This is a genomic window from Ancylobacter oerskovii (genome assembly GCF_018390555.1).
Classification (GTDB): domain Bacteria; phylum Pseudomonadota; class Alphaproteobacteria; order Rhizobiales; family Xanthobacteraceae; genus Ancylobacter; species Ancylobacter oerskovii.
The window spans coordinates 1-25,658 of the sequence record NZ_JAHBGB010000046.1 but is presented as its reverse complement, the minus strand read 5'-3'; the positions used below and the strand labels follow the sequence as shown (position 1 = coordinate 25,658).

Below are 25,658 nucleotides of genomic sequence, written 5' to 3'. Positions count from 1 at the left end.
GATCGCAGCGTAGGCGCGACGAAAAGAACAATCCCATGCGGATGACGGGCAACACCATCTTCATCACCGGCGGCACTTCGGGCATCGGCCGCGCGCTCGCCGAACAGTTCCACGCCCTTGGCAACACAGTCATCGTCGCTGGGCGGCGCAAGGCGCTGCTGGACGAGGTCGCAACCGCGAATCCGGGAATCGAGGGCGTGACGCTCGACATTTCGGATGCGGCCGACATCGACCGCGTCGCGGCGGAACTGATGCGCGACTACCCGGCCCTGAACGTGCTGATCAATAATGCCGGTATCATGCCGTTCGATGACCCTTCCGCGACGATCGACGACGCAGTGTCGCGCCGGATTCTTGACACGAACCTGCTCGGGCCGATCCGGCTAACCTCGGCGTTGATCGACCATCTGAAAGCGCAGCCGCGCGCGACGATCATTCACAACACCTCGGTTCTGGCCTATGTGCCGATCGCCACCAATGCGGTCTATTCGGCTTCAAAAGCGGCTCTGCATTCCTATGCGCTGTCGCAGCGCTTCATGTTGAAGGGCACCGGCGTCACGGTGCAGGAAATAGCACCGCCGTGGGTCGATACCGATCTCATTAAGAAGAGCGGTGATCCGCGCGCCATGCCGCTTGATACCTTCATTGCCGAGACGATGAAGGGACTCGCGACCGAGGAACCGGAGGTTTTCATCGAGGCGATCCGCGCGCTGCGCGACAATCCGGGCCTCAGCGAACACGCGCTGGTCGACGGCTTCAACGCCGAAATCGCGGTGAATCCAATTCCCGCCTGATCCTGCGACAGGCGGAGCCCGCCGTGGCTCCGCCTCACCGGGGAGACTCGAACCATGACTGCATCGCTCGACGAAACGTCTCGCGGCGCCCTCGTTCCGGCCGCCTTCCTCGCTCTCGAACTTTCGCCATTGGCACCGAGGGCTTCATGATCGCGCCCCTTCTGCCAGTCATGGCCGAGGATTTCCGCATGGCAGTGCCAACCGTCGCGCTGCTGGTGGTGTTGTTTACGCTGGTCCTGGCTCTGTCCTCGCCGCTAACCACGGTCGCCAGCGGACGATTGCCGCGGCGACAGGTGCTGCTGGCGGCCATGTCGTTCTTCGCCATCGGCAATCTGACGGCCGCCCTTTCATCCTCCTTCGCGGTGCTGATGGGCGCGCGGGTGCTGATGGCGATCGGCGCGGGTCTCTACGTCCCGGTCGCCAACGGCCTTGCCGGGGTAATCGTCCCGGCGCAGTGCTCATCACCCGCCTGCTGCATTCGATGAAGCGCGATGGCCTCCGAAAAGGCATGGTCACGCTGTGCATCGGCGGCGGACAGGGCATCGCCCTTGCTCTGGAAGCGCTCTGACGAAGCGAACCCGCTCATGATCGACGCAACGATCGAGACCGCCGCGCCCGCCCAAGGGGTCGACGGGCGCACTCGGAGGCTGCTCGAAGCCCCCATCCTGCCTCTGTTGGTGGCGCTTGCCTGGCCAAATGTCCTGATCATGCTGGCGCAGGCGTCGACCGGCCTCATCGAGACCTGGTGGGTGGCCAAGCTCGGCACCGACGCGCTGGCCGCAATGGCGCTGGTCTACCCCGCCTTCATGCTGATGACGGCGATCTCGGCCGGCGCGGTGGGCGGCGGCATCTCCTCCGCCATCGCCCGTGCGCTGGGACGAAGCGACCGCGAGCGGGCGGATGCCCTGGTGCTGCATGCCCTCGTCGTCTGCCTGCTGTTTGGGTTCGGCTTCGCGGCGATCTTCCTGCTGTTCGGCGAGACGATCTACCGGTTCTTGGGCGGAAAGGGAGCCGAACTCGACGGTGCGCTCACCTATTCCAACATCCTGTTCTCCGGCATCATCTTCGTTTGGCTGATGAACGGGCTTGCCAGCATCATCCGCGGCACCGGCAACATGTTCTTCCCCGCCGCGGCGATCTGCGTCGGCGTGGTATGCCTCGTTCCGCTATCGCCCGTATTGATCTTCGGCCTTGGACCGCTGCCGGCATTGGGGATCGCCGGTGGTGCGTTGGCGTTGATCCTCTATTTCGCCGCGCTCAGCCTTGTCATGGCGTGGCATATCGCCTCCGGGCGCAATCCCGTCCGCATTCGCTGGACGGGATTGAGGCGCGCGCCTTTCGCCGACATATTGCGCGTGGGCGCGTTGTCGGCCTTCAACGGCCTGCAGACGAACATTGTCATCGCAGGCGCGACCGCGCTGGTGGCGACGGCCGGGCCGGACGCAGTCGCCGGATTCGGTACCGGCGTGCGGCTGGAATATCTGCTGATCCCGCTAGTGTTTGGCATCGGCGCGCCGGTCGTCGCTATGGTGGGCACCAATCACGGCGCCGGCCGTCACCACAGGGCGCTAAGGATCGCGTTGACGGGAGCCGCCCTGTCGTTCGGCGTGGCCGAGGCGGTCGGCTTGGCGGCTGCGGCATTCCCCCACGCCTGGCTGACGCTGTTCAGCGCCGAGCCGGGCATGGTCGAGGTCGGCAGCCTGTATCTGCGGATCGTCGGGCCGTTCTACGGCTTCTTCGGCCTCGGTATGGCGCTCTACTTCGCCTCGCAGGGCTTCGGGCGGATGTGCTGGTCCGTGACGAGCGGGGTGATGCGGGTCGTCGTAGCCCTGGGCGGCGGCTATCTGGCGCTGCCGCTGACGGGCTCGCTCGCGGCCCTGTTCGGCGCGCTGGCGCTCGGCCTCGTCACCTACGGCCTGACAATTGTCATCGCGCTGCGTCGTGGCGCGTGGCTCAAATGAAAGAGGCGGACCGAAAGCCGGCCCGCCTCCGAGACCGATCCGGCGAGCGCCGGCCAGTCTCGTTTGCCTTACGCCGCAAGCCGGGCGTTGAGCACTCGCAGCTGGGTGAAATCCTCCATACCTTCGATGCCGTTCTGTAGGCCAATGCCGGACTGCTTGGCGCCGCCGAACGGCACGTCGAGCGGAAGGGAAAAGTGCTGGTTCACCCAGATCGTGCCGGTCTCGATGCGGCCGGCGATGGCGATGCCACGGCGGACGTCGCCGGTCCAGATGGTGCCGCCGAGTCCATATTCGGTATCGTTCGCCCGCGCGATGGCATCGTCGAGATCGTCATAGACCTGCACCGGCAGCAGCGGGCCGAACTGCTCCTCGCGCACCAGCCGCGCGTTGTCGGGAAGGCCGGTCACGATGGCGGGGCGGATGAAATAGCCTTGTCCGGTGGGCTCGCCGCCGGTGAGGAAGGTGCCGCCTTCCGCGTGCGCCGATGCGATGAAATCCAGCACCTTCTCGTACTGCGTGCGGTTCTGCAGCGGCCCCATGGTGGTGGCGGGATCCAGGCCGTCGCCGAGGACCGCCGCCACCGCATGTCTTGCGAGGGCGCCGGCCACCGCATCGAACAGACGGCGCGGAGCATAGACGCGCTTGGCGGCGTAGCAGACCTGACCGGCATTGATCATGGCGGATGCAAAGATGCGCTCAGCCGCCCATTCGGGGTCGGCGTCGTCGAGCACGATCGCCGCATCATTGCCACCGAGCTCAAGTGTGAATCGCTTGAGCGTGCCAGCCGCCGCGCCGAGCACCTTCTTGCCGGTGGGCGTCGAGCCGGTGAAGCTGACATGCGCGACATCGGGATGGCTTGTGAGCAGCGGGCCGAGATCGTTCGCATCGACCAGCGTCTGCACCACGCCGGGCGGGAAAATATCCGCAGCCAGTTCCCCCAGCATCAGGGTGCTGAGCGGGGTCGAGGGAGCGGGTTTGACGATGACGGTATTGCCGGTGATCAGCGCCGGGCCGAACTTGAAGGCGAGCAGCGTGAGGGGCCGGTTCCACGGCATGATGGCGACGACGACGCCCTGCGGGTAGCGCTGCTCGACGATCAGTTCCTGCGCATTCTCGCGCACCACGCGATCCTCAAGCTTCTGGCCGGCGAAGTAACGGATCGCTGCCGCGGCCCGCTCGACCTCGACGCGACAGTCGGCGATCGGGCCGCCGCGCTCGCGGGTGAGGGTCTCGGCGATGCGGTCGCGATTGGCCGTCATGGCGTCGGCCATGCGCTCCAGATAGGGGCGGCGCCCTTCATAGCCGACTGTTGCCCAGTCCTTGAGGGCGCGCTTGGCGGCGGCGACAGCCTGTTCGGCTTGCGCTGCATCCGCGCGGGGCGACTGGGCGAAGACGCTGGCGCGGACGGGGTCGATGACGTCGAGGGTCAGCGCGCCGTCGACGAGACGGCCGTCGATGAGAAGACGATGGGACATGGGACGCCTCATTTCAGGATCGGGCAAAGGCCGTCAGGGCCTTGGCGAGGGCGGCAGGGTTCTCCTCGGCCAGCCAAGGGCCGGCTCGGGGAATTACGGCGATGTCAACGGTCTCAGCCACCTCAAGCATCATCGGACCGATGCGCGTCGCATATCTGCCGGCCGCTCCGGCCAGGGCCAGTACCGGCATGTGGAGCTTTCCCTGTTGGGCCTGCGCCGCGCGGTTGTCGGCAATGTCCTGCGCAAAGCTGCGATAGAGCGCGAAGCCCGCGCGCATGGCTCCCGGCTGCGAGAAAGAGCGGACATAGGTATTGAACGTTTCAAGGTCGATCGCCGAAGGATCGAATGCCATGTCGTGGTAGTAACGCTCAAGGTAGAGCGCCTCGCGTTCGAGCGTCAGCGCCTCGGGAATGTCGGGTGCCTGTTGTCCGTTCGGGGAAACGGCGGGCGAATGCGTAGGCAACCATCGCACCGATGTCGTGCCCGGCGACCGTGACCGGACCGTCTACGCCAGCTGCATCGAGGACCGCGGCGCAGTCGGCGGCGAGTGTACGCTTGTCATACTTCCGGCAGGACGGGCGGAACCGTCGGCGCCGCGGAGGTCCGGCATCACCAGTCGCATGCCTACCTCGACAAGCAAGGGAACGAGCTTTCGCCAGGCGATGGAGAACTCGGGATAGCCGTGGATCAGCAGCACAGTCGAAGCGGGGGCGCGCCAGCCGTCGCATAGTGGATGCGAACACCATCCACGTCGACGGAGGCGGAGGTGGTCATCGGATTGCTCATGCTGTCAGCTCCCGCGGGCGTTCGAGCGCTTTGCGACGACGTAGCCGGCGGAGACGTCTTCGGCGGCGTTCGCCTCGGCCTGGAGCAACAGTTCGCGAGCAGTGGCGACGAGCACCAGCCATGCGCCGGCCAGCAGAGCGACATCCTTCACCACCAGCCGCCCGGCTCCCGAGAGATAGGGAAATCCGTGCTGCGCATCGCCGAGCGCCGGCACCCATGCCTCAGGCGTGGTCACGAGGAAGGAGAGCGTCACGAAGGGCGTGCCGAAGGCAAGAAACGCTCCGACAAGGCCTATCTTCCGGTTCCACAGCCCGATCAACGTCATGGTGCCGATGATCAGCTCGACCGTGCCGAGGCCGCGCGAGAAGCCATAGGTGTTGTTCGACACCTGCCAGGCGCGCCTGGCCGGGTCGAGCTCGCCCTCGCGGGTGAGGTGTTCCTTGTAGTCCTTCGGATCGTTGTAGAAGAACGACATGAACGGGCTGTTGGCCACGAAGGGCGTGATGCTGTCGGCCTCGTAGGGCACGAATTTCAGCGCCCCGATCCAGAGAAAGATGATCGCGATGGCGATCTTCATTCCGGCGATGCCGATGCGGAATGAAAGCGGCGCGGCTACAAGGGCGAGCGTCCGGCGATAGAGCTGATCCATGTCCGCCTCTCAAACTTCGCCAGCCGCCGCGAAGGCGTCGAGCGTGCGGGTGGAATAAACCAGCGCCGCGCCAGCATTGAGGGCGATGGCGACGCCGAGCGCCTCGCCGACTTCCTCGCGCGTCGCGCCGAGCTTGACCGCCTGCTCGCTATGGACCGTGATGCAGCCATCGCAGCGCAGCGTCACGGCGCAGGCCAGCGCGATCAGCTCGCGGATCTTGGCGCCGAGGTGGTCTGCCTTCCCGCCAGCGGCGCCGAGTTGCACATAGCCGCGCACGGTGTCCCCGCTGAGCTTTCCCATGTCTCTGACGCCGGCTAGCACCTGCTGCCGGTACTGGTTCCAGTCCATCATGTGCATGGTGACAGCTCTCCGTTGTTCATGAGCAGAACTATCGGCGGCAAGCAAAAGTACAAAAGGACATAAAAGTCCGATTTAAGGACATATCGTGCGATAACGAAAAGACCCATCCCAAGCGCATGCCGTCCATACCGTTGAAATCAACGGGCTTTCATCAGCGAATTGACAGATATATCCGGCTGTGTCGCAAAAGAACGACAATGCGTCCGTCGTTCAGGGCCGTCTCGGTATGGCCGAAATTACGTATTTATGCCGTTCGCGACATAGGGCGGGCACGCCATTGTCCTCGCATCGCAACGCAGCCGACGCGTCACGCCGACGCAGGCCTTCTTCGAGGGCCACATGGGTCGACACCGACCTGATCAAGAAGTGCGGCGATCCGCGGGCTATGCCGCTCAACGCTTTCATCGTCGCGGCGATGAAGGGTCTCGAAACCGAGGCGGAAGAAGTGTTCGTCGAGGAGATCCCCGCCCTGCGCGACAATCCCGGCAGCGGCGAACACGCGCTGGTCAACACCTTCAACGAAGATCTGGTGGCGAGCCCGATCCCGGTCTGGCCGTGCAGCGGCTCATCGAAACGGGGGGCGCGCCGGCCGCGCCTCCCGTTGCTCTCCGAAGGGATCAGTTCGCTTCGGCCAGCCGGCGCACCGTCTCGTCGGTGCTCCACACGCCGTTCGCCATGAAGCGGTAGTTGATGAGCACGGCGAGGTAGCCGTCGCCATCCGGCAGCTTGGGCGCCGCCACGGCATCGCGCACCACGGCGACCTCGTAGCCAGCCTCCAACAGGTCTCGCCGGTGCGATTCCACGCACATGTTCGCCAGCATACCCGCGAGGATCACCTGGTTGACGCCCCGTTTCCCTAGCTGGAGCTTCAGGTCGTTAGCCTGCGGGCCGTAGAGCTTGTGCGGCGAGCAGATGATGGTCTCGCCCTCCACGATATAGGGCTTGAACTCCTCCATGAAGTCCGTCCCCGAGGCGCGGAAACCTTCCACCGTGTAGGGTCCCTTGCGGTCGAAGACGCCACTGTCGTGCCGAAACTTCTCAAGCGGCGCCTGCCAGCGCCAATGGTGATCCCAGCAGTAATGGTAGTGGGGAGACACGGCCACGACGATGCCGGCCTTCTTGGCGGCGGCGAACAGCTCGACGTGGTTCGGCACGAGGTTGTTCTCGGTGACGCTTTCCCCGACCGCCGGGCACGCCTTGCCATGCGGGCTCATGACGTCGACCTGCGGGTCGATCACGGCAGTGCCGGATTCTCGACATCGGCATAGAGCCGGCGGAGCGGGGTGAAGAGCTGGGCTTAATCCCAGGAGTTCCGTGTGGGGTGAACGGGGATCAGGGAGCCGGGGCAGGGTCGTCGAGCGTGACCATGCCGCGCCCCTCGGCGGAAAGCGCCGCGCGCACCGAGGGCCTCTCACCTACGGTCCGGAGCAAGGCCGAAAGGCGTGGCAGCACGTCGATGTCGATGCCGTAGAAGCGCGTCCAGCTGGCGATGACGAAGAGGTAGGCATCGGCCGCGGTAAAGGTCTCGCCGGTGAGAAACGGCCCTGACAATCCCTGTTCGACAAAGGCGAGCCGGCCGTTGATGCGGGCGAGCACCAGTTCGCGCATCGGGGCGTCGATTTTCCAGTTGAGTGGGATGAAACTCTTGTGCAGCTCTGCCGCGACAAAGCTCTGCCACTCCATGACCCGGTAGCGGGCGAAGGTGCCGGCGGATGGCATCAGGTCATGCCGTCCAGCAGCATCACAGACATATTGGGCGATGACCAGATTTTCGGTGAGCCGTTCTCCCCCGGGAAGTTCCAACAGTGGAACCATCCCCCGCGGCGCGACCGCCCGGTAGTCCGAGCCGTCAGCGCGCCGCTTGGCGGTGACGTTTATGACCTCAAGCTCGAAGGGCTCGCCGATTTCGCGCAGCAGAATGTGCACGGATAGAGAGCTTGCGCCGGGATGGACAAAGAGCTTCATGATGACCACGCTTCGATATGAGGATCCCGCCCGCGACACATCGAGGGTGGTGGAACAAGCCTCAGGCCTTCACGAAGGCCAGGCAGATCCGAGTTGATGACGTCGGCATGGGTGGTGAGCGTGCCGTGCGGATAGCCCTTGTAGATCTTGAGCGTTCCATGCTTGAGCAGGTTGGCCGACTTCACGCCCGCATCCTCATAGGGGACGACTTGGTCGTCATCACCATGGAGGACGAGGGTCGGCACGGTGATCGCCAAGGTCCCCGGTCTGGTCGGTCTCCGAGAAAGCCTTGATGCCGTCGTAGTGAGCCTTAGCCGATCCCATCATCCCTGGCGCCACCAGTTCTGGATTGTGCCGGGGATCGATTTCACGCCCTCGCGGTTGAAGCCGTAGAACGGGCCCGATGGCACATCGACGAAGAACTGCGCGCGGTTGGCAGCGAGCGCGGCGCGGAAGCCGTCGAACACGTCGATCGGCGTGCCCTCCGGGTTCTTTTCGCTCTTCACTATGATCGGCGGCACGGCGGAGACCACCACCGCCTTGGCGACGCGCCCCTGCGGCTGACCGTATTTGGCAACGTAGCGGGCGACCTCGCCGCCGCCGGTCGAGTGGCCAATGTGCACCGCGTTCTTCAGGTCGAGATGCTCGGCACTGCCGAGGCGTCGGCAGCATAGTGATCTCGCGGGATATCAGGTCGTCGAGATTGAGGTGGCCCTGGAGATAAAGGTCTGCGAACATCGGCACGTCGCGGCGGATGTTACTCGATCCCATGAAGACGCCGCGTATCACTACCTGCCGGACGATCAGGTCGAGGCCCTGAACCGCCATCTCGACGCCGGGCCGATGCAGGCCGATGAGATAGGCCGCGCCCCCGGTACGGACCATCCGGATGGCCTGCTCGGAGGTTGGAACGAGCCCGTTCACCTCGAAAGCGTGGTTCACCCCGCCACCGGACAGCTCATGGACCCGTGCCACCGCATCATTGTCCTTGGCGGGGATGAAATGCGTGGCACCAAACTTCTTCGCCATGGCCTCCTTTTCGGCGGCGAGATCGATCGCGATGATCTGCCGCGCACCGGCGAGGCGCGCGCCGGCAATCGCGTTGAGGCCGACGCCACCCACGCCAATGATCGCAACCGTATCGCCGCGGCGCATCTGGGCGGTGTTGATCACCGCGCCGGCGCCCGTGATGACGCTACAGCCCAGCAGCGAAGCCTGCGGAAATGGCAGTTCCGAGGGAACCAGCACCAGCTGGTTCTCATGCACCAGCGTACGCTCGGCAAAGCCTGCCGTGCCCCACCCGGTGGTGACCGGTGCGCCGTTACGCGGAAGACGGGGCATGTCGTCCGCCGAGCGCAGGGTTTCCTGCGGATTGTCGCACTGGAACGTGCGGGCGGTGCGGCACGGGTTGCAATGGCCGCACGACTGGGTCAGCGAGCCGACCACATGATCGCCAATGGAAAAGTCGCGCACCTCCGGCCCGATCGCCCGTACGATGCCCGCGACCTCATGGCCGAGAACGGCGGGTAACGGCGTTCCAAAGTTCGCCTCGGCCAGGTGAAGATCGGAGTGGCACAAACCGCAGGCTTTCACCTCGACGAGCACCTCCCGACCGCGCGGAGTGTCGATCTCGATTTCCTCATCTGGAAGGTGCCGTTGAAATCATTGAGGACGGCCGCTTTCATGGGAACTCCTGTATTGCCACGCGAGATTGCAGGATTGGTAGCAGTGCGCGCCTCATGTCCGACAGGACATAGATGCGGTCATTCCCGCCATGCCGCTAGCGAAAGGCCCGGAGCGCCACCAACTGCACCGGCGCATGCGTGATCAGGAGGGAACATGAAGATCGGTCTGGTCGTGTGCCCGGACTTTCAGCTCATCGGGCTGGCCGCCATCGCGACGTTAGAGGTGGCCAACAAGCGCGCGGGCGAAACCCTCTATGAGCTCGATGTGCTGTCGGAGGAGGGCGGGCTGATCATGTCGTCTTCGGGCATGCAGGCGCTGACGAAACGCTCGAGGACGTCTACGACACCCTGATCGTCGGAGCGGGCTTGGAGATACCGACCGCTTCACCGGGTCTCATCAGGCTGCTCCGCTCTTCCGCAGAGAATGACCGGCGGGTCGCATCCGTCTGCCTGGGCGCCTTCGTGCTGGGCGATGCCGGGCTCTTGAGTGGCCGGCGCGCCACCACGCATTGGCGTTACGCGAAAATTCCACAGGAGCGTTTCCCAAGTTGTCGGGTCGACATGGACAAGATCTTCGTCGAGGATGGCACGGTCTGGACTTCGGCTGGCATGACGGCGGGCATCGACCTCGTCATCGGTATGATCGAGCGCAATCACGGAGGCGAGCTTGCACGCATGGTTGCAAAAGGCATGGTCATGGATCATCGCCGCTCGAGCGGACAATCCCAGCACTCCGCACTCCTCGACCTGAACGCACGCGAGGACAGGGTGCAACATGCCCTGAAGCATGCCGGTGCAAATCTCAAAACAAAGTTGAGCATTGAAGAGCTGGCGGGCGCGGCGAACCTTAGCCCCCGCCAGTTCACGCGGCTGTTTCGTGCCGAAACGGGCGCGACACCAGCCAAGGCCGTCGAGATGTTACGCGTAGAGGCGGCGAAACTGCTGCTGGAGCAGTCCCGCCTGCCGATCGAGGAGATCGCCCGCGAGGTCGGCTTCGAGAATCGGGAGCGGATGAGGCTCGCCTTCATGCGCATGCGCGGCGAGGTTCCCCCGATCGGTTCGTGGCGATGCCGGACCGCTCGCGACTCTTTAGCGGCGATGTTCAGGAAAGCGCGATGTTGGAGAGGTCGATCGATACGACCAGCGGCTCAAGGCTGAAGCCGCCATCCGGTTGCCGGGCATAGATCTGCCGCCGGGTCGGGAATTTGATGCCCAAGACCTCGACGTAGTCACTGACGAAATGGGCGCCGGGCGTGTTGCCGGCGATCTCGACATTGTAGTCGTGGCGCTTCAGCAGGCCCTCGCCGTCGAAATAGAGTGTCTGCAACGTGCTGTGCGTCGCGATGTTCGCGGGAAAGCGCACCGCGAGACGGCGCCAGTCGCCCGCGTCGGTCGGCCAAGGCTCCAGCTCTTCGGTATCCATGCCCGGCCAGGCCAGCACGAATGGCTTAGTGAGATAGGTCCACATCGCGCAGCCGGCGAAATAGGCCAGTTGCAGCTCCGTCCACGGCGTCTGGGGTACGTGGCCGGCAAAGCTTTGTCGCGGCTCGAGAAGCTCTTCCAAGACTGCACCGTCTCCGTTTTCGATCGCAAGGCGGCCGGGCCCGAATCGTGAGCGACGCCCTCCGGAGCCGAAGGGCGAATGGGTCGCCCATTGCTTTTTCAGGCCGGCGGTAACGCTGGTGCGCTCCAGCGTCTGCGGATGCCCCTTCAGGCCCCACAACGCACCGCCCTGATAGAGGTCTGCCGAGACCTCCTCGAACTGTAGCCAGAGCGGCAGCCCCCCATGGACCTCGATGACAAAATCTCTCAGACGAGACATTGTGGGCTCCAGCTGAATCAGCGATCCGTTTCCCGACGCTAAGGGATCGTGCAAAGCAGCCGAATGCCATAGTTGCCTTGTTTCGAGCCATGTCGACGTCACCCAAGCGCTTCTCCGGCCCCTCTAGGTGAGATTTCTGATCGGGTTGTTCAAGAAACGACCTGAGTGTGCATTATTCGATTGAGTCTACGATGGCTCGCCTAGTGATTGTACAATTCGATCTGCCTCAGAAATTCATATGCCCGAAATATTCGTGTAAAATTATCCTGTACTTATCATACGTCCGAGCTGAACGACGATTTAGCCTATGATCGTCCATTCATTTCGGACATCGCTATTGGCTTATGATTTCGTCGCTCACGGTCCAGCTATCGATTGACTGTGGCTTTCCGCAAGCTGTTCGACGCTTATCCAACTCGTTCGACGAGTACGCACGTGGAAGAGAACCCAACTCCTTGCGCTGAAAAGATCGCGCCTACCTCGTATCTCTCCCGCGGAATACTGGCCGGGTTCGCCGTGATCTCCACGGGCATAGCTGGCGCGTGAGGTCATCAAGAATGGCTTGCGCGTCGGCCGCTTCGAGGCGGTGGACGAGGTCGTGATACGCGCGCGAGGCGGCTGTCTTGGGGAGATCCACGAACATCCTGACGCAAATCGGCCCGATCGCGCTGGTCGGGCCGGCGGCGAAGAATGCGATCCTCATGGTCGAATTCGCCCGGAAGGCGCAGGAGGCCGGCAAGAGCGCGGTGGAATCCGCGGTCGAGGCCTGCCGGTTGCGACTGCGCCCCATCCTGATGACCGCCTTCGCCTTATCTTCGGCGTCCTGCCGCTGATGATCACGACGGGGCCCGACGCCGGGATGCGTCAGGCGCTGGGCACAGTGGTGTTCTTCGGCATGCTGGGTGTCACCTTCTTCGGCCTCTTCCTCACCCAGGTCTTCTTCGTGAACCCGCGCCTCCTCCAGGAGCGTTCGTCCCAAATCGCCTTGTATTTGTCCTGCGGCAGGAATCGGCGGCGCTTTAGAGTTATTCGGATGAATTTATCCCCGGGATTATGCCGATGAGCGCCATCTCCGTGAATGGCAGGACCTACGAGATCAATGCGGCGCCTGATACGCCGCTGCTCTGGGTACTGCGTGACGAACTCGGGCTGACGGGCACGAAGTTCGGTTGTGGCGTTGCGCAATGTGGCGTCTGCACGGTCCATGTCGACGGGATCGCGGTGCGCTCGTGCCAGATACCCGTGGGCACGGTCGGCCAGCGGGTGATCACCACCATCGAGGGGATCGGGGAGACAAGCGCCGGAGCCAGAATCCAGAAGGCGTGGCTCGATCTCGAAGTGGTCCAGTGCGGCTATTGCCAGCCCGGACAGATCATGTCCGCCGCCGCATTGCTGACGGCAAATCCCGATCCCGACGACGGCGCGATCGACGCCGCCATGTCCGGCAATCTCTGCCGCTGCGGGACCTATGTACGCATTCGCCAGGGAATCAAGCATGCCGCGCGATCCTGAAGTCCTTGAGCCCGGCACACTCTCGCGCCGCGCAGTTCTGCGCGGTGGGGCGGCGGTGCTGGGCGGGCTATTCATTGGCATCGAGCTGCCCGCCGGGCGGGCGCGGGCCGACGAGCTGCAGGCCGCAGGTGCGGCGCTGAACGCCTTCGTCCATATTCCCGTGCAGGGCCGGGTGTCACTTATCATGCCGGCGGTCGAGATGGGCCAGGGCGTCTACACCTCGCAGGCTATGTGCATGGCCGAGGAACTCGACGTCGGGCTGGACCAGATCGAGGCAATCCACGCCCCGGCGGACCGCGAGCATTACGGCCACCCGATCTTCTACGTGCAGGCCACGGGTGGCTCCACCACCACCATGGCGTGGACGGAGCCGCTGCGCAAAGCCGGCGCCACGGCCCGCGCCATGCTGGTGGCCGCAGCGGCGGCGGAATGGAACGTGCCCGCTTCCGATCTCGTGACGACGCGCGGCGTCATCACCCATCCCGGCAGCGGGCGGAGCCTGCGCTATGGTGACGTCACGGACCGCGCCGCGCAGATGGTGCCGCCCGCCGATGTGCCGCTCAAATCGCCGGAGCAGTTCCAGCTGATCGGCACCCGCGCCCGGCGCATCGACACGCCCGACAAAGTGGTCGGTAAGACCGTCTACGGCATCGACGTGAGGCTGCCCGGCATGAAATTCGCCGCGTTGACGGCCTCACCGGTACTCGGCGGCAAGGTCAGCCATGTCGACGAGGCGCCGGCGCTCGCCATGCCCGGCGTGCGGCAGGTAGTGGTGCTGGAGGACATCGTCGCGGTCGTCGCCGATAATACCTGGATCGCCGAGCAGGGCCTGCGTGCGCTCGACATCACCTGGTCGCCCGGTGCCAATGCCACGCTCGATCAGGCGCAGCTTTGGGCGGATACCGAAAAGGCCTCCACCGGGCCGGGCGTGACGGTTCGCAAGGAAGGCGATGCGACGGGCAAGTTCACAGCCGGCACGCCGATCGAGGCGACTTATGAACTTCCCTTCCTCGCCCACACCTCGCTGGAGACTCAAAACTGCACCGTCCATGTGCATGACGGCGTCTGCGAGATCTGGGTCGGGACGCAAGTGCCCGGTTATGCGCAGGCCGGCGCGGCGCAGGTGCTCGGCCTCCCGCCCGAAAAGGTGACGGTCCACAACCACCTGATCGGCGGCGGCTTCGGCGGGCGGCTGGAGGCCGCGCCGATCGTCACCGCCACCCGCATCGCGCAGAAGGTGGCGGGGCCGGTCAAAGTGATCTGGTCGCGCGAGCAGGACATCCGGCAGGACATGTTCCGACCGCTCTATCACAACCGGCTGAAGGCCCGCGTCGAGAACGGCCGCGTCACCGCCTGGCATCACCGGGTGACGGGCCCGTCCATCCTCGCGCGCTGGCTGCCGCCGGCCTTCAAGGACGGTATCGACAGCGACGCCATCGACGGCGCGGCCGAGCCGCCCTATGCACTCGGCGACATGCTGGTCGAGTATGTCCGCCACGAGAACGGCGTGCCGTTCTCCTTCTGGCGCGGCGTCGGGCCGAACAGCACGGTGTTCTCCGTCGAGAGCTTCCTCGACCTGATCGCGCACAGGACCGCCGCCGATCCGGTGGCGCTCCGCCGCGTGCTGCTGGGAAAGAACCCGCGCGCCCGCGCGGTGCTGGACGCCGCCGCCGCGAAAGCCGGCTGGGGGACGCCGCTCGCAGCCTCCCCCTTCGGCGCGCGCAGGGGGCGTGGCGTGGCGCTGATGCATGCCTTCGGCAGCCTGCTGGCCTGCGTTGCCGAGGTGGCAGTGACGGATGGCGGCGATGTGCGCGTCAACAGGGTCGTGGTGGCGACGGATGTCGGGCGGGTCATCAATCCCGACACGGTGGTGGCGCAGGTGCAAGGCGGTGTCGTCTTCGGCATCGCGACGGTTCTGCACAACCGCATCACCTTCGCGGGCGGGCGCGTCGAGCAAACCAACTTCAACGATTATCGCCTGCTGCGCATCAACGAAATGCCCACCATTGAGGTGGAACTGCTGGCGAGCACGGAAAAATCCGGCGGCATCGGCGAGCCTGGCACCGTCGTCGTCCAGCCGGCCGTCGCCAATGCGGTGTTCGCGGCGACCGGCGTGCAGCTCACGCGCATGCCGCTCGACGCCTCGCTCATCGCCAGATCGGTCTGACCCATGAAGCGCAAAGTCGTTCTCTGCCTTGCCGCGCTGGCGGTCATTGTCGGTGCCGCCGCGCTCGGCGTCACCGGCTGGATGGTGTTCCAGCCCGGCCCCTATGCCTTCGCGACGGGGAAGCCGGTCCCACTTTCCGCTTATCAGGGACCCGCGCCGACTGGCGTGCCGGTGGAACTCGCGGGCGCGGACCCGGCCATGCGCGGCGCCTATGTCGCCGCCATGGCGGATTGCCAGGCGTGCCACACCGCGCCCGGCGGCAAGCCCTTCGCCGGAGGGCGTGCCTTCGTGCTTCCCTTCGGCACGATCTACACGCCGAACCTGACGCCCGATCCCGAAACCGGGATCGGCAACTGGACCGATGCGCAGTTCCTGAACGCCGTGCATCGCGGCGTCGCGCCGGACGGCTCGCATTACTACCCGGCCTTCCCCTATCCCTCCTACACCATGCTGAGCGACGAGGACGTGCTGGCGATCAAGGCACATCTGTTCTCCCTCCTGCCGGTGAAGCAGGCCAACCGGCCGAACACGTTCGGCTTCCCCTATAATCAACGCTGGCTGATGGCGATCTGGTCGGCGCTTTTCAATCCGGACGAGCGCTTCCGCCCGGTGCCCGAGCAATCGCCGGAGTGGAACCGGGGTGCCTATCTCGTCGAGGCGGCCGGCCATTGTGGCGAGTGCCACACTCCGCGCAACCTCATGCAGGCGCTCGACCAGCGCGCCAAGTTCGGCGGTGCCACCGCCGAGGGCTGGACCGCCTACAACATCTCCGCCGACAAGGTGAGCGGTATCGGCGACTGGTCGGCGGAAGAACTCGCCGCCTATCTTTCGACCGGGCATGCGCACGGCCGGGGCGTCGCTTCCGGCCCGATGGGCGAGGCGGTGGAACTCAGCCTGTCGCAGCTGACGAAGGCGGACATCGGCGCCATCGTCACCTATCTGAAGAGCGTTCCCGCCGTGAAGGGCGATCTCCCCGCACTGGCCGGCCCCGCACCGGCAACGCCGCAGCTGGCGGGGCTCGACAATCCGGTCGGCAAGCGCATTTTCGAAGGCAATTGCGCGAGCTGCCACGCCTGGACCGGTGCCGGCGCGGCCCGCGAGGAGGCACAGCTCACCGGCGTGCGCGCCGTCAATGATCCCGGCGGCGCCAATGTAGCGCTGATGGTCCTGCACGGATCGGGGGCCCCGACGCCCCACCGGCCCCACATGCCGGGCTTCGGCAATGCGTATTCGAACGACGAGATCGCCGCCGTGACCAACTATGTCACTGCCCGCTTCGGAGCTCGGTCCTCGACGCTGACCGCCGCCGACATCGCGGCGCTGCGTGAGGCGAACTGACACAGCCGACACGGCACCCGGAGCCCATTGCCATGAGTGAGAGAGAGCGCCGGCTCCCCGTCATCCCTGCCTCCTTCTTCGGCACGGTGCTGGGGCTCGTCGGCTGGGGCAACAGCTGGCGCGCGGCGCATGACACATGGGGCCTGCCGGCCGCCATCGGCGAGATCCTGATGCTGGCGGGCGTGCTCGTCTGGGCGGTGCTCATCATCCTGTTCGCCGCCAGATGGCTGTCCGTCCGCAGCGACGCACTCGCGGAGGCCGCGCACCCGGTGCAGTGCTGCTTCATCGGCCTCGTGGGTGTCGCGACGATGCTGGCAGGAATTGCGGCGCCCCCCTATTCGACGCCGTTCGCCGTAGCGCTGTTCGCGCCGGGCGCGGCGTTCACCCTGTTCTTCGCGCTGTGGCGGACCGGCGTCCTGTGGCAAGGCGCGCGCGATCCGGCGGCGACGACACCAGTGCTCTATCTGCCGACGGTCGCCGGCTCCTATGTGACGGCCATCGGCTGCGCGACGCTTGGATTTCCCGAATGGGGACGGCTCGTCCTCGGCGCCGGCATATTGAGCTGGTTCGCCATCGAATCCGTGCTGTTGCACCGCCTCTACACCGCGCCGGAAATGCCGCCTCCTTTGCGGCCGGTGCTCCGCATCCAGCTCGCCCCGCCGACCGTCGGCGCCGCCGCCTATCTCAGCGTGACGAGCGGACCGCCCGATCTCATCGCCTACGGGCTCATCGGCTACGGCCTGCTGCAACTGCTACTGCTCGCCCGGCTCGGGCGCTGGATCTTCGTCGCCGACTTCTCCGCTTCCGCCTGGGCGTTCACCTTCGGCCTCACCGCCCTGGCCACGGCGATGGTCCGGCTGGTCGGCCGCGGCGATGCCGGTCCGGTCTCGGTTCTCGCGCCCGCCGTCTTCGTATTGGTCTCGACCGCGATGAGCGCGATCATCCTGCGGACGATATGGCTGCTTGTGGTGGGCCGGCTTCTGCCGGCGCCGGTACCGGCCGCTGCGCGCGCATGAGGCCTCGGAAAACGATGACCGACACCACGCAGAGTCCTATCCTCGTCCGCCCAGCGGAAACGGTAGCGACCGAGCTTCGCGCCTCGCCGCCGCGCTGCCTGCTGGTCGTCGCCCATCCGCGCCTTGATCGGAGCACCGTCAATGCCCGCCTCGTCGACGCGGCCGCCGGGCTGGCGGGCGTGGAGGTGCACGATCTCTACGACGCCTATCCCGACTACCAGATCGACGTCGCCGCCGAGCAGGAGAGATTGCGGCAGCACGACGTGATCGGGCTGCAATTCCCGCTGTTCTGGTACTCGGTGCCCGCGCTGCTGAAGGAATGGCTCGACCTCGTATGGCTGCACGGCTTCGCCTATGGCGGGCGGGCGCCGAGCCTTGCCGGCAAGGTGCTATTCTGCACCGCCTCTACCGGCGGTGATGCGCACAGCTACCGCGAGGACGGCCGGAACGGGCATTCGATGGACGAGTTCCTGCGGCCGCTGGAGCGCACCGCCGTGCTCTGCCGCATGCGCTGGGCCGAGCCTTACCTGCTCCACGACGCGCCACGCCTGCAGGGTGAAAAGCTGGAACACGCCGCAGGGGACTATGTCCGCTATCTCGACGCGTTGATGCGGGAGGCCGCCCGGTGAACATGGACGACATTTTGGGCCGGACCTTCGTCTATCTGCTTGCGGGGGTCATCGCCGTTCCACTGGCGAAGCGGCTGGGGCTCGGCTCGGTTCTCGGCTACATCATCGCCGGTGCCCTGATCGGCCCCGGCGTGCTGTCGCTCACCGGCGACGTCGCCGAAGTCGGCCATGTCGCCGAGTTCGGCATCGTCATCCTGCTGTTCCTCATCGGCATGGAGGTTCGCCCGGCGCTGCTCTGGCAGATGAAGGGGCTGATCTTCGGGCTGGGCGCGGCGCAGATGCTCGCGGTCGCGGTCGTCGTCACGCCGGTCGCGATGATGCTCGGCCTCTCCTTCCCCGTTGCGCTGACGCTCTCGCTCATCCTGGCGATGAGCTCGACCGCGCTGGTCATGGCAACGCTGGAGGAGAAGGGGCAGCGCTCCGGCAGCATCGGCCGCGCCTGTTTCGGCATACTTCTGTTTCAGGATCTCTCGATCATCCCGCTGTTCCTGGTCGTGCCGCTGCTGGCGGCGGACATCACGACGGCGGCGGGAGATGGCGGCATCGCGGGCTGGCTGCTCGGCGGCGAGGCGCTGGCGGCCGTCGTGCTGGTGGTTCTGGCCGCCCGGTTCGCCGTCCGGCCGCTGTTCCGCTTCATCGCCGCCACCCATTCGCGCGAGGTTTTCACCGCGGCCGCGCTCATGCTGGTGGTCGGGGTCGCGGCTGTGATGACATTGGTGGGGCTGTCGCCGGCTCTGGGCGCTTTCATCGCCGGCGTCGTGCTCAGCGAGACCGAGTTCCGGCAGGAGATCGAAAGCGACATCGATCCGTTTCGCGGGCTGCTACTGGGCCTGTTCTTCATCACAGTGGGCGCCGGCCTCGATCTCGATTTGCTGCGGCGCGAACCCCTCGCCGTGATCGCACTCGCCCTCGGCCTGATGCTGGCGAAGACGCTCGCCATGTATGCGGCATCCCGCGCCTTTCGCTTCCGTCCGCTCGAAGCGATCTCGCTCGCCGTCATGCTGGCGCAGGGTGGAGAGTTCATCTTCGTCTTCATCGGATTTGCGGGGCAGTACGCGCTGCTGCCCGAACATCTGTCCCGCCTGCTACCCGCCACTGTTGCCATCTCGATGCTGTTGTCGCCGCTGGCGATGCTGCTGCTGGACCGCGTTATCCGACATCGCACTTCCACCGTGCCGCAGGCGGCGCCGGACACGCAATTCGAGGATCGCGTCGACGTCATCGTGGCCGGCTTCGGCCGGTTCGGGCAGATCGCGGGTCGGCTATTGCAGGCCAATGGCCAGCGTATCTCGATCATGGATGCGAGCCTGACGCAGATCGAGATCCTGCGGCGCTTCGGTCAGCGGGTGAATTTCGGAGACGCGACGAGGCTCGACCTGCTCCGGGCGGCCGGCGCGGAAACGGCGAAGGTACTGATCGTCGCTATCGACGACCGCGAGCAGATCACCCAGCTGGTAGAGACCGCGCGCGTGGCGTTCCCGCATCTCGTCATCCTGTCGCGCGCCTGGGACCGGCGCCACGCCTATGAGCTGCTGCGGCACGGCGCAGACCATGTCGAGAGCGAAACCTATGAGTCGAGCCTTGCCATCGGCATGGAGACCCTCATTCGACTCGGCTTCCGCGCCCACAGGGCGCACCGTTCGGCGGCGCTGTTCCGTATGCATGATCGCGCGCTCTTCGGAAGGAACCAGCCGTCGAGCCCGGACGAGACGGGTTTTCTGCAAGCCTCGAAGGCCGCCGCCACGACGCTGGCGCAATTGCTGGCCGCCGATCTCGAGCAGGAGCGTTCCCATCGCGGGCAGGACGAAGATTGGGGAACGCAGGGGCTCTATGGCGAGCTGTCCGGCGAGACGACTGCCAGTCCTGGCGAGTGAACGATCCCATGTGCCGGCAGCGGCGGCGGGCGGCGGCGATCACGCCTGCCGGTAGCCGCCCCCGAGCCAGGCCGAGATTGCATGCATGTAGCCCGCCGCATCGTCCTCCCACACGAAATGCCCGGCATCGAGGACAGTGTGAAGCGAGCGCGGAAGGTGGCGCACCAGAAACGCGCCATTCTCCGGCGGCACGATCGGATCGTCCTTGCCGGAGATCACCAGCACCGGCGTGCGGATTGCCGGCAGCAGGGACTTCAGGCGCGGCAAGTCGCGGGGATAGGCGCGAACATAGTCGGCCGCCTCGATCCAGCGCCGGCCCTGCGACGACAGGCGAAAATCCTCCATGGCTTCCGCCGGCGGGGTTTGCCGCGTCAAGCGGGTGATCGTGCCGACCACCTGCGCGCCCCCTTCCGGCTCGCCATACTCTCCCTCACGGGCCTCGATCACGCCACGCAATCCTTTGCCGACGAGTTCCATGTCGGCGCCACCGCTGCCGATGACGAGGCTCTCGAACAGGCTAGGCCGGGTCGCGGCGGCGAACAACATGGCGGAGGTTCCCACATCCGGGCCGATGGCGTGGCATCGCTCGATGCCGAGCGCCGCCGCCAGCCGCGTCACAAACCCGCCCATGGGCTCCGGCGCCATCAGCTCCGCGCGGCGATCGGACCGTCCGAAGCCCGGCAGATCGACGGCGACGACAGGACCGAGCGCCGTCAATGCCGGCCAGATGGCGTGGAAGGCGTAGATGCTCTGTGGCCAAGGTGCCGTGATCAGGATCGGCAGGCCGTCTCCTTCACTTCGCGAGATCCGAATCTGGAGCCCATCAACGGTGAGGAACTCTGGCGAGCCAGCCGGAAAGATAGTCGTATTCATGGGATGAATCCCGTTCCAGATGGTCAATCGCTGGCCGCAGCGTCGAGCGCCGCGAACTCGTCATCCGTAAGCCGGATCGATGCGCCCAGGACGTTCTCTTCCAGATGCGCCACCTTGCCCGTTCCGGGGATCGGCAGGATCACCGGGCTCCTTTTGAGCAGCCAGGCGATGGCGATCTGGCCCGGCGTGGCTTCATGGCGGGCCGCCACGCGGTCGAGGATCGTGCCGCGCTCCGCCAGCCTGCCAGAGGCGAGCGGAAACCACGGAATGAAGCCGATACCCCGCCGCTCGCAGTATTCCAGAACCGCTTCGCTGCTTCTGTCCGCGAGGTTGTAGCGGTTCTGGACCGTCGCCACCGGGAAGTACTGCCCAGCAGCCTCGATCTCCTCGATCGTCACTTCGCTCAGACCCGCATGTCGGACCACCCCGCCGTCGATCAGCGAACGGATGGCGGCGAATTGTTCTCCACGCGGCACGGCGGGATCGATCCGATGCAGCTGCCAGAGATCTATGCGCTCGACACCAAGCCGCTCCCGGCTTGCATGGGCCTGTCGCACCAGATAGTCGGGATCGCCCCGCGTGTCCCACCTGCCCGGTCCAGACCGCGTCAGTCCGGCCTTTGTTGCCACCCGCAGCTGCCCATAGGGATGAAGCGCTTCCCGGATCAGCTCTTCCGAGACGGAAGGGCCATAGGAATCGGCGGTGTCGATGAAGTCGATGCCGATCTCCGGTAATCTCTTCAGCGTCGCAAGGGCTTGCGCGCGGTCGGCGGACGGGCCCCAGACGCCGTCGCCGGTGATGCGCATCCCGCCAAAGCCCAGGCGTGTCACCGGCATATCGCCGCCGATGGTGAATGTTCCTGCTGTCGAGGCATCAAGTGTTGTCATGTGAAAACCCGATGGTTACCTGGCAGAAAGCCTAGATGGGGATCTGCGCACCCGGAACGTCGAAGAAACGACCATTCCAGACAAAGAGGGACGTGTCGTAGGAACTCGCTTGCGCCAGACGCGCAGGGCACCATTCTGCGGCTTGCCCGAAATGCACGCCGACATGGCTCGATCCGCCGCTCGGACACTGGACATTCATGGCCTGAAATCCACATATCGCGCATAAGCAGCCAAGAGGACGTCCGCATGAGGCATGTCGGCTTCATCATGGAAGACGGTTTCCAGGTCATGGGCCTGGCGGCACTTTCAGCTTTCGAGTTCGCCAATCTGGCACTGGGCCAACAGGCTTATGCGCTGTCCGTCATGTCGGAAACCGGCGGCGCCATCGTCTCGACGCTCGGCGTCAGGATCGAGACCGAGCCGCTCGGCGAATTTCCCGATACGCTGTTGGTGCTTGGCGAATTGAGGCCGCGCCCGCTCACCCCCGCGCTTCGCGATTATGTCGCTGCGGCAGGGCAGCATTCCCGCCGCGTCGCCGGCGTGTGCACCGGGGCGTTCGTCCTCGCGGAGGCCGGCCTGCTGGACGGCAAGGCCGCGACCACCCACTGGGCCCACGCCAGGATCCTGCAGAGCCGGTTTCCCTCAATCCGGGTCGAAGAGGACCGCATCTTCGTCCAGGACGGCAATATCTGGACCTCCGCGGGCATGAGTTCGGCGATCGACCTTGCCCTTGCGCTGATCGAGGATGACCACGACGCCGCGCTCGCCCGCTCGATCGCCCGCAGGCTCGTCGTCTATCACCGCCGGCCGGGTGGCCAGTCGCAGTTCTCGGCGCTGCTCGAACTCGAGCCTCGATCCGATCGCATCAAACGGGCGTTGATCTATGCCAAGGAACATTTGCGCAACCCACTGACGATCGATGAGCTTGCGGATGCGGCAAGCCTGAGCCCCCGCCAGTTCACCCGCGTCTTCCGCGAGGAGACCGGGCAATCTCCGGCGAAGACCGTGGAGCGGCTACGTCTTGAGGCAGCGAAGGTGATGCTGGAAGAAGGACGGCATTCGATGGATACCGTCGCGCGCGATACCGGCTTCGTTGATCGCGACCGGATGCGGCGGGCCTTCCTGCGCTTCTTCGGCCACCCCCCGCAGACGGTTCGACGTAACCTCCGCCTGACCGAGGGAAAGGGCACGACCCCGGAAGTCACCTCCACGGGGGAGCTGGCGAATTGACCTGAAAATGGCGAAGCCGGGCGCGCCACTTCATTCCCGAAGCGAGGTCATTCTCGACGCAATGTCCTGAATTGCTCTTTCCTTGACATGGCAGGCTGTGGGCCGCCGACGGTTCCCGAGACGATCGCCGGCCACGCGGCCGTCGCGGCGGCGTTCGTTCAGGCCTTGAAGTTCACTCAGGTCGATATGCTCGGCTGGTCTCTTGGCGGAGTCGTCGCCCGGCAATTCGCGCACGATTTTCCGCACCTGGTGCGCCGGCTCATCGTGGCGGGATCGAGCTCGGGTGCGCTGAACGAAGGACCGCAACAGCATCCGCGTGTTCCACAGGTCATGACGAAGCCGGAAAATGACGAGCACGACTTCCTCTTTCTCTTCTATCCGGAAACCGCGAGCGCCGTCGCCGCCGGCCGTGCCTCCCTCGCGCGGCTGGCCGCCGTGCCAGCACGTGGGCCCAAAGTCAGCGCCTTGAGCTTCATGAGGCAGATCACGGCCATATCGAGCTGGCCCGGCGTGCAGAGCACGGTGCGCTTTCCCTGCAGGCACAGCGGCCAGCGCTCGCCGGCATAGCCGCGACAACCGTCATGGGTGGCGCTCCAAATGTCCTCGAACCTATCCTCTTGCGTCATTGCCCGCACCGGCCAGGATTCCCGCTCGACGATCGCGGCGCGCATGCGATCGGGCGAACTCCTGTCGGCAAGGTCGCAATAGCCATGGCAGTGCCGGATGCGCCCGTCGATCGACAGCTCGAAGAAGACGCTGGTGATCGAGCCGGTGAGGAACTCGCGCGGGGCGAACATGTCGCCACCCATCCACAGCGGCGGCAGGATCTCGAACATATGGTCGTGCTCGGCACGGCCGATCTCGAACCATTCGCCGCGATAGAGCGCGCCATCATCATCGCCCTGCCAGCGGTTCGGGCGCTGCGCATGGCGGTCGAACATCCGGAACATCTGCCGACGGTCGGCGACGCCCTGATACACCTTGCGGATGGGAGGAATGGAGAGGGTCATGCGCAGGCTCCTTCGGCCTCGTCCGGGCCGGAGCGCGACTCCCCTCACGGGATCACCATCCTCTCTTCAGCCCTTCCTGACTCCACCTCCACCGCCGCCTCACCGTCCGGGCGGGTCAAGGGCCGGCGTCAGCCGGGCGAAGCGTCACCCTTGACGCGGCCGGCGGGCATGCGGCAGGCCTCGTCTCTCCTCCTTCCGTATCCGCTCCTCTTTCATTTTCGCCTTCAGGACCTCGTTCCAGTCCTCGGCTGGCGGCCTCAGCCGGAGCCAGTCGCAACCCACCTCCTCGGCGATCGCGCACAGGCGCATGGCGAAGGTCTCGCCCTGGGCATTGGCATCGGTCGCGGCGACGAGTTGCGCACCGGGACGCACCGCCAGTGCCCGCACCGCCGCCTCCGTCACCGGCGACCAGCCGCCGCCCGTGCTGAGATAGAGGCTGCCGTCTCTCAGCCCCTCGAGAGCGGCAAGGCTTATGGCGTCGATCGCCGCCTCGGTGACGCAGAGGCGCGTACCCTCGAGCACGCCCATCCGGAACAGCACCTTCGACCCTCCGGTCGAGAAGCCGCGCCATTCCGGACCACGCTCCTCCCAGCCGGTCACCATGCCGACATCGTCGACATGCGCGGCCCACAGGCTGCCACGCGGGCCTTCGCGCAGCCGGTCCTGTCGGATAGCGGCGCGGATGATCGCATCCGGGAGGAACCGCTCATCGCCCAGATAGCGCCAGGTCGCCGAGCCCGGCCAGGGCGCGCGACGGGCGCGCCAGCGTTCGAAAAGAGAAGCGACCGGCTCCTGTTCCCGTGCTGCCCGTGTCCATGCCGGCTCGAGCGGCGTGAAGCCGACGAGTTCGGCTGCGGATGCCAACACCTCGGCAAAGCTGCCGCCGTCGAGATGGCGAATCAACGAGAACACGTCGCCCTTGGCATCCGACAGGGGATCGAACCAGCCCTTGCCCTCATGGATCACGATGATGATGTCGTCGCCGCGCCGGTACTTCACTGCGCGGCGTGTGCTCTCCTTCACATCGACCGCGAAGCCCGCCTTCTCCAGCACAGCGGCGCAGGTGACGCGCTCCTTCAGATACTCAACCTCGCTCGTCTCCATCCCGTTCTCCCCGGACAATCTCCGTCCGACCTTTCCTGCATCTTCCTTCCCGCGCATCTCGCGGGACCGCTCCCACCAGGCGCGAAGAGCCAAGCCCGCAAGGGCGCGGGCCGGCAACCGGAGAATTCATCAGCCTTGTCGCGCCCGGCCCGGCCAGCGGCGCAGCCTCCCTAGCGGGTGCCGGCTCGCAAGCGGCACCCGGCACGGCGGAAAAGCCGGTTCAATGAACTGGCCGCCCACCCAAGAACGGATCGTACTCGAAAAGCACGGTGACATCGTCGCCGTCGAGCTCGTCGGCCGGCAGGACACCGTATTCGCCGTCGACCTCGAACAGGGAGACCGGGACCATCAGGGTGCGGGCGAGCTGGAGAGCGGCGTTCTGGGCGAGGGGAAGGTCGTTCGACATCGTGAAGGCTGCATCGGGGAGCGGGGCAGTTCCCGCTCGATGGCTCCCCCAAACACGCCTCCATCGCGACGACGCACGATGGCAGCTCGGAAGCGAACGCCACAAGGCGCTCTCG

Annotated in this window: 24 protein-coding genes and 7 pseudogenes; 15 read left to right on the top strand and 16 right to left on the bottom strand. The window is 65.7% G+C overall.

Features of this window, described 5'->3' with window-relative positions:
• Positions 1–35: 35 nt before the first annotated feature.
• The 4 genes and pseudogenes from KHC19_RS25370 (at position 36) to KHC19_RS25355 (ending at position 2,755) form a co-directional block, all read left to right on the top strand.
• Positions 36–794, top strand: coding sequence for an SDR family oxidoreductase (locus KHC19_RS25370; RefSeq protein ID WP_213356570.1), 759 nt, complete (start codon positions 36–38; stop codon positions 792–794).
• 146 nt (positions 795–940) lie between these two features.
• A complete protein-coding gene (locus KHC19_RS25365; protein WP_343207801.1) occupies positions 941–1,279 on the top strand; it encodes an MFS transporter in 339 nt (112 codons plus the stop codon).
• Positions 1,243–1,362: pseudogene (locus KHC19_RS26540) on the top strand (hypothetical protein); the annotation flags it as partial. The gene KHC19_RS25365 and the pseudogene KHC19_RS26540, both read left to right, overlap by 37 nt.
• 16 nt (positions 1,363–1,378) lie before the next feature.
• On the top strand, positions 1,379–2,755 hold the full coding sequence (locus tag KHC19_RS25355; RefSeq protein WP_213356568.1) for an MATE family efflux transporter: 1,377 nt from the start codon (positions 1,379–1,381) through the stop codon (positions 2,753–2,755).
• A 68-nt stretch (positions 2,756–2,823) separates the two neighbouring features.
• On the opposite strand, the gene KHC19_RS25350 is transcribed toward KHC19_RS25355, so the two are convergent.
• The 6 genes and pseudogenes from KHC19_RS25350 to KHC19_RS25335 all read right to left on the bottom strand — a co-directional run bounded on the left by KHC19_RS25350 (position 2,824) and on the right by KHC19_RS25335 (position 6,022).
• Positions 2,824–4,230: an aldehyde dehydrogenase family protein gene (locus KHC19_RS25350; protein ID WP_213356566.1), complete on the bottom strand. Its 1,407-nt coding sequence runs from the start codon at positions 4,228–4,230 to the stop codon at positions 2,824–2,826.
• A 13-nt stretch (positions 4,231–4,243) separates the two neighbouring features.
• Entirely contained in the window at positions 4,244–4,693 is a 450-nt protein-coding gene (locus KHC19_RS25345; protein ID WP_213356564.1) for an alpha/beta fold hydrolase, read from the bottom strand.
• Positions 4,599–4,889 carry an alpha/beta fold hydrolase gene (locus tag KHC19_RS26535; RefSeq protein WP_378297342.1) on the bottom strand — a complete coding sequence of 97 codons (291 nt, stop codon included), beginning with the start codon at positions 4,887–4,889 and terminating at the stop codon, positions 4,599–4,601. The genes KHC19_RS25345 and KHC19_RS26535 overlap by 95 nt, the downstream gene beginning before the upstream one ends.
• Positions 4,856–4,927 (bottom strand): annotated as a pseudogene (locus KHC19_RS26530) (hypothetical protein); the annotation flags it as partial. The gene KHC19_RS26535 and the pseudogene KHC19_RS26530, both read right to left, overlap by 34 nt.
• A 93-nt stretch (positions 4,928–5,020) precedes the next feature.
• Positions 5,021–5,665, bottom strand: a complete 645-nt coding sequence (gene rclC, locus KHC19_RS25340) for a reactive chlorine resistance membrane protein RclC (protein WP_213356562.1) — start codon at positions 5,663–5,665, stop codon at positions 5,021–5,023.
• Between the two features lie 9 nt (positions 5,666–5,674).
• Positions 5,675–6,022 (bottom strand): carboxymuconolactone decarboxylase family protein, encoded by a 348-nt coding sequence (locus tag KHC19_RS25335; RefSeq protein WP_213356560.1) that lies wholly within the window; start codon positions 6,020–6,022, stop codon positions 5,675–5,677.
• Between the two features lie 388 nt (positions 6,023–6,410).
• Between KHC19_RS25335 and KHC19_RS26080 the strand changes: the two genes are divergently transcribed.
• Positions 6,411–6,704, top strand: a complete 294-nt coding sequence (locus tag KHC19_RS26080; protein ID WP_246549612.1) for a hypothetical protein — start codon at positions 6,411–6,413, stop codon at positions 6,702–6,704.
• Here KHC19_RS26080 and KHC19_RS25325 read toward each other — a convergent pair.
• From KHC19_RS25325 to KHC19_RS26525, 4 genes and pseudogenes are all read right to left on the bottom strand, one after another.
• Positions 6,643–7,263 (bottom strand): isochorismatase family protein, encoded by a 621-nt coding sequence (locus KHC19_RS25325; RefSeq protein ID WP_213356558.1) that lies wholly within the window; start codon positions 7,261–7,263, stop codon positions 6,643–6,645. The genes KHC19_RS26080 and KHC19_RS25325 overlap by 62 nt on opposite strands.
• A gap of 94 nt (positions 7,264–7,357) precedes the next feature.
• Positions 7,358–7,990: a glutathione S-transferase C-terminal domain-containing protein gene (locus KHC19_RS25320; protein ID WP_213356556.1), complete on the bottom strand. Its 633-nt coding sequence runs from the start codon at positions 7,988–7,990 to the stop codon at positions 7,358–7,360.
• A gap of 61 nt (positions 7,991–8,051) precedes the next feature.
• Positions 8,052–8,669 (bottom strand): annotated as a pseudogene (locus KHC19_RS25315) (alpha/beta fold hydrolase); the annotation flags it as partial.
• 122 nt (positions 8,670–8,791) lie between these two features.
• Positions 8,792–9,583 (bottom strand): annotated as a pseudogene (locus tag KHC19_RS26525) (zinc-binding dehydrogenase); the annotation flags it as partial.
• 246 nt (positions 9,584–9,829) lie between these two features.
• Between KHC19_RS26525 and KHC19_RS25305 the strand changes: the two are divergent.
• Positions 9,830–10,725: pseudogene (locus KHC19_RS25305) on the top strand (GlxA family transcriptional regulator); the annotation flags it as partial.
• A gap of 52 nt (positions 10,726–10,777) precedes the next feature.
• Here KHC19_RS25305 and KHC19_RS25300 read toward each other — a convergent pair.
• Entirely contained in the window at positions 10,778–11,497 is a 720-nt protein-coding gene (locus KHC19_RS25300) for a hypothetical protein (protein ID WP_213356554.1), read from the bottom strand.
• Positions 11,498–12,123: 626 nt separating this feature from the next.
• Here KHC19_RS25300 and KHC19_RS25295 point away from each other — a divergent pair.
• The 7 genes and pseudogenes from KHC19_RS25295 to KHC19_RS25265 all read left to right on the top strand — a co-directional run.
• A pseudogene (locus KHC19_RS25295) lies at positions 12,124–12,560 on the top strand (efflux RND transporter permease subunit); the annotation flags it as partial.
• Complete coding sequence (locus tag KHC19_RS25290) at positions 12,557–13,009, top strand: (2Fe-2S)-binding protein (RefSeq protein ID WP_213356552.1); 453 nt, start codon at positions 12,557–12,559, stop codon at positions 13,007–13,009. The pseudogene KHC19_RS25295 and the gene KHC19_RS25290, both read left to right, overlap by 4 nt.
• Complete coding sequence (locus tag KHC19_RS25285) at positions 12,993–15,176, top strand: xanthine dehydrogenase family protein molybdopterin-binding subunit (RefSeq protein ID WP_213356550.1); 2,184 nt, start codon at positions 12,993–12,995, stop codon at positions 15,174–15,176. The genes KHC19_RS25290 and KHC19_RS25285 overlap by 17 nt, the downstream gene beginning before the upstream one ends.
• A gap of 3 nt (positions 15,177–15,179) precedes the next feature.
• On the top strand, positions 15,180–16,514 hold the full coding sequence (locus KHC19_RS25280) for a c-type cytochrome (RefSeq protein WP_213356548.1): 1,335 nt from the start codon (positions 15,180–15,182) through the stop codon (positions 16,512–16,514).
• Positions 16,515–16,546: 32 nt separating this feature from the next.
• On the top strand, positions 16,547–17,530 hold the full coding sequence (gene tehA / locus KHC19_RS25275; RefSeq protein WP_213356546.1) for a dicarboxylate transporter/tellurite-resistance protein TehA: 984 nt from the start codon (positions 16,547–16,549) through the stop codon (positions 17,528–17,530).
• A 14-nt stretch (positions 17,531–17,544) separates the two neighbouring features.
• A complete protein-coding gene (locus KHC19_RS25270) occupies positions 17,545–18,159 on the top strand; it encodes an NAD(P)H-dependent oxidoreductase (protein WP_213356544.1) in 615 nt (204 codons plus the stop codon).
• 2 nt (positions 18,160–18,161) lie between these two features.
• Complete coding sequence (locus tag KHC19_RS25265; protein ID WP_213356542.1) at positions 18,162–20,033, top strand: cation:proton antiporter domain-containing protein; 1,872 nt, start codon at positions 18,162–18,164, stop codon at positions 20,031–20,033.
• A 39-nt stretch (positions 20,034–20,072) separates the two neighbouring features.
• Here KHC19_RS25265 and KHC19_RS25260 read toward each other — a convergent pair whose 3' ends face one another.
• Complete coding sequence (locus tag KHC19_RS25260) at positions 20,073–20,933, bottom strand: alpha/beta fold hydrolase (protein ID WP_246549610.1); 861 nt, start codon at positions 20,931–20,933, stop codon at positions 20,073–20,075.
• Positions 20,930–21,793, bottom strand: coding sequence for an aldo/keto reductase (locus KHC19_RS25255; RefSeq protein WP_213356540.1), 864 nt, complete (start codon positions 21,791–21,793; stop codon positions 20,930–20,932). Before KHC19_RS25255 ends, KHC19_RS25260 begins: the two co-directional genes overlap by 4 nt.
• A 246-nt stretch (positions 21,794–22,039) precedes the next feature.
• Between KHC19_RS25255 and KHC19_RS25250 the strand changes: the two genes are divergently transcribed.
• On the top strand, positions 22,040–23,023 hold the full coding sequence (locus tag KHC19_RS25250; protein ID WP_213356538.1) for a GlxA family transcriptional regulator: 984 nt from the start codon (positions 22,040–22,042) through the stop codon (positions 23,021–23,023).
• A gap of 87 nt (positions 23,024–23,110) precedes the next feature.
• Positions 23,111–23,407, top strand: a pseudogene (locus KHC19_RS26070) (alpha/beta fold hydrolase); the annotation flags it as partial.
• Here the strand turns inward: KHC19_RS26070 and KHC19_RS25240 are convergent.
• From KHC19_RS25240 to KHC19_RS25230, 3 genes are all read right to left on the bottom strand, one after another.
• A complete protein-coding gene (locus KHC19_RS25240) occupies positions 23,398–24,033 on the bottom strand; it encodes a DUF1419 domain-containing protein (RefSeq protein WP_246549608.1) in 636 nt (211 codons plus the stop codon). The pseudogene KHC19_RS26070 and the gene KHC19_RS25240 overlap by 10 nt on opposite strands.
• A 144-nt stretch (positions 24,034–24,177) precedes the next feature.
• Entirely contained in the window at positions 24,178–25,137 is a 960-nt protein-coding gene (locus KHC19_RS25235; protein ID WP_213356534.1) for a DUF3991 domain-containing protein, read from the bottom strand.
• Between the two features lie 220 nt (positions 25,138–25,357).
• Complete coding sequence (locus KHC19_RS25230) at positions 25,358–25,543, bottom strand: hypothetical protein (RefSeq protein WP_213356532.1); 186 nt, start codon at positions 25,541–25,543, stop codon at positions 25,358–25,360.
• Between the last annotated feature and the right edge of the window lie 115 nt (positions 25,544–25,658).

Excerpts from the sequence above, each read along its gene's own strand:
- KHC19_RS25290 (WP_213356552.1), top strand. The coding sequence starts at position 12,557 with ATGAGCGCCATCTCCGTGAATGGCAGGACCTACGAGATCAATGCGGCG.
- KHC19_RS25240 (WP_246549608.1), bottom strand. The coding sequence starts at position 24,033 with ATGACCCTCTCCATTCCTCCCATCCGCAAGGTGTATCAGGGCGTCGCC.
- KHC19_RS25230 (WP_213356532.1), bottom strand. The coding sequence starts at position 25,543 with ATGTCGAACGACCTTCCCCTCGCCCAGAACGCCGCTCTCCAGCTCGCC.
- KHC19_RS25250 (WP_213356538.1), top strand. The coding sequence starts at position 22,040 with ATGAGGCATGTCGGCTTCATCATGGAAGACGGTTTCCAGGTCATGGGC.
- rclC (WP_213356562.1), bottom strand. The coding sequence starts at position 5,665 with ATGGATCAGCTCTATCGCCGGACGCTCGCCCTTGTAGCCGCGCCGCTT.
- KHC19_RS25350 (WP_213356566.1), bottom strand. The coding sequence starts at position 4,230 with ATGTCCCATCGTCTTCTCATCGACGGCCGTCTCGTCGACGGCGCGCTG.
- KHC19_RS25370 (WP_213356570.1), top strand. The coding sequence starts at position 36 with ATGCGGATGACGGGCAACACCATCTTCATCACCGGCGGCACTTCGGGC.
- tehA (WP_213356546.1), top strand. The coding sequence starts at position 16,547 with ATGAGTGAGAGAGAGCGCCGGCTCCCCGTCATCCCTGCCTCCTTCTTC.
- KHC19_RS25320 (WP_213356556.1), bottom strand. The coding sequence starts at position 7,990 with ATGAAGCTCTTTGTCCATCCCGGCGCAAGCTCTCTATCCGTGCACATT.
- KHC19_RS25285 (WP_213356550.1), top strand. The coding sequence starts at position 12,993 with ATGCCGCGCGATCCTGAAGTCCTTGAGCCCGGCACACTCTCGCGCCGC.
- KHC19_RS25280 (WP_213356548.1), top strand. The coding sequence starts at position 15,180 with ATGAAGCGCAAAGTCGTTCTCTGCCTTGCCGCGCTGGCGGTCATTGTC.
- KHC19_RS26080 (WP_246549612.1), top strand. The coding sequence starts at position 6,411 with ATGCCGCTCAACGCTTTCATCGTCGCGGCGATGAAGGGTCTCGAAACC.
- KHC19_RS25235 (WP_213356534.1), bottom strand. The coding sequence starts at position 25,137 with ATGGAGACGAGCGAGGTTGAGTATCTGAAGGAGCGCGTCACCTGCGCC.
- KHC19_RS25265 (WP_213356542.1), top strand. The coding sequence starts at position 18,162 with ATGGACGACATTTTGGGCCGGACCTTCGTCTATCTGCTTGCGGGGGTC.
- KHC19_RS25365 (WP_343207801.1), top strand. The coding sequence starts at position 941 with ATGATCGCGCCCCTTCTGCCAGTCATGGCCGAGGATTTCCGCATGGCA.
- KHC19_RS25270 (WP_213356544.1), top strand. The coding sequence starts at position 17,545 with ATGACCGACACCACGCAGAGTCCTATCCTCGTCCGCCCAGCGGAAACG.
- KHC19_RS25255 (WP_213356540.1), bottom strand. The coding sequence starts at position 21,793 with ATGACAACACTTGATGCCTCGACAGCAGGAACATTCACCATCGGCGGC.
- KHC19_RS25335 (WP_213356560.1), bottom strand. The coding sequence starts at position 6,022 with ATGCACATGATGGACTGGAACCAGTACCGGCAGCAGGTGCTAGCCGGC.
- KHC19_RS25300 (WP_213356554.1), bottom strand. The coding sequence starts at position 11,497 with ATGTCTCGTCTGAGAGATTTTGTCATCGAGGTCCATGGGGGGCTGCCG.
- KHC19_RS25355 (WP_213356568.1), top strand. The coding sequence starts at position 1,379 with ATGATCGACGCAACGATCGAGACCGCCGCGCCCGCCCAAGGGGTCGAC.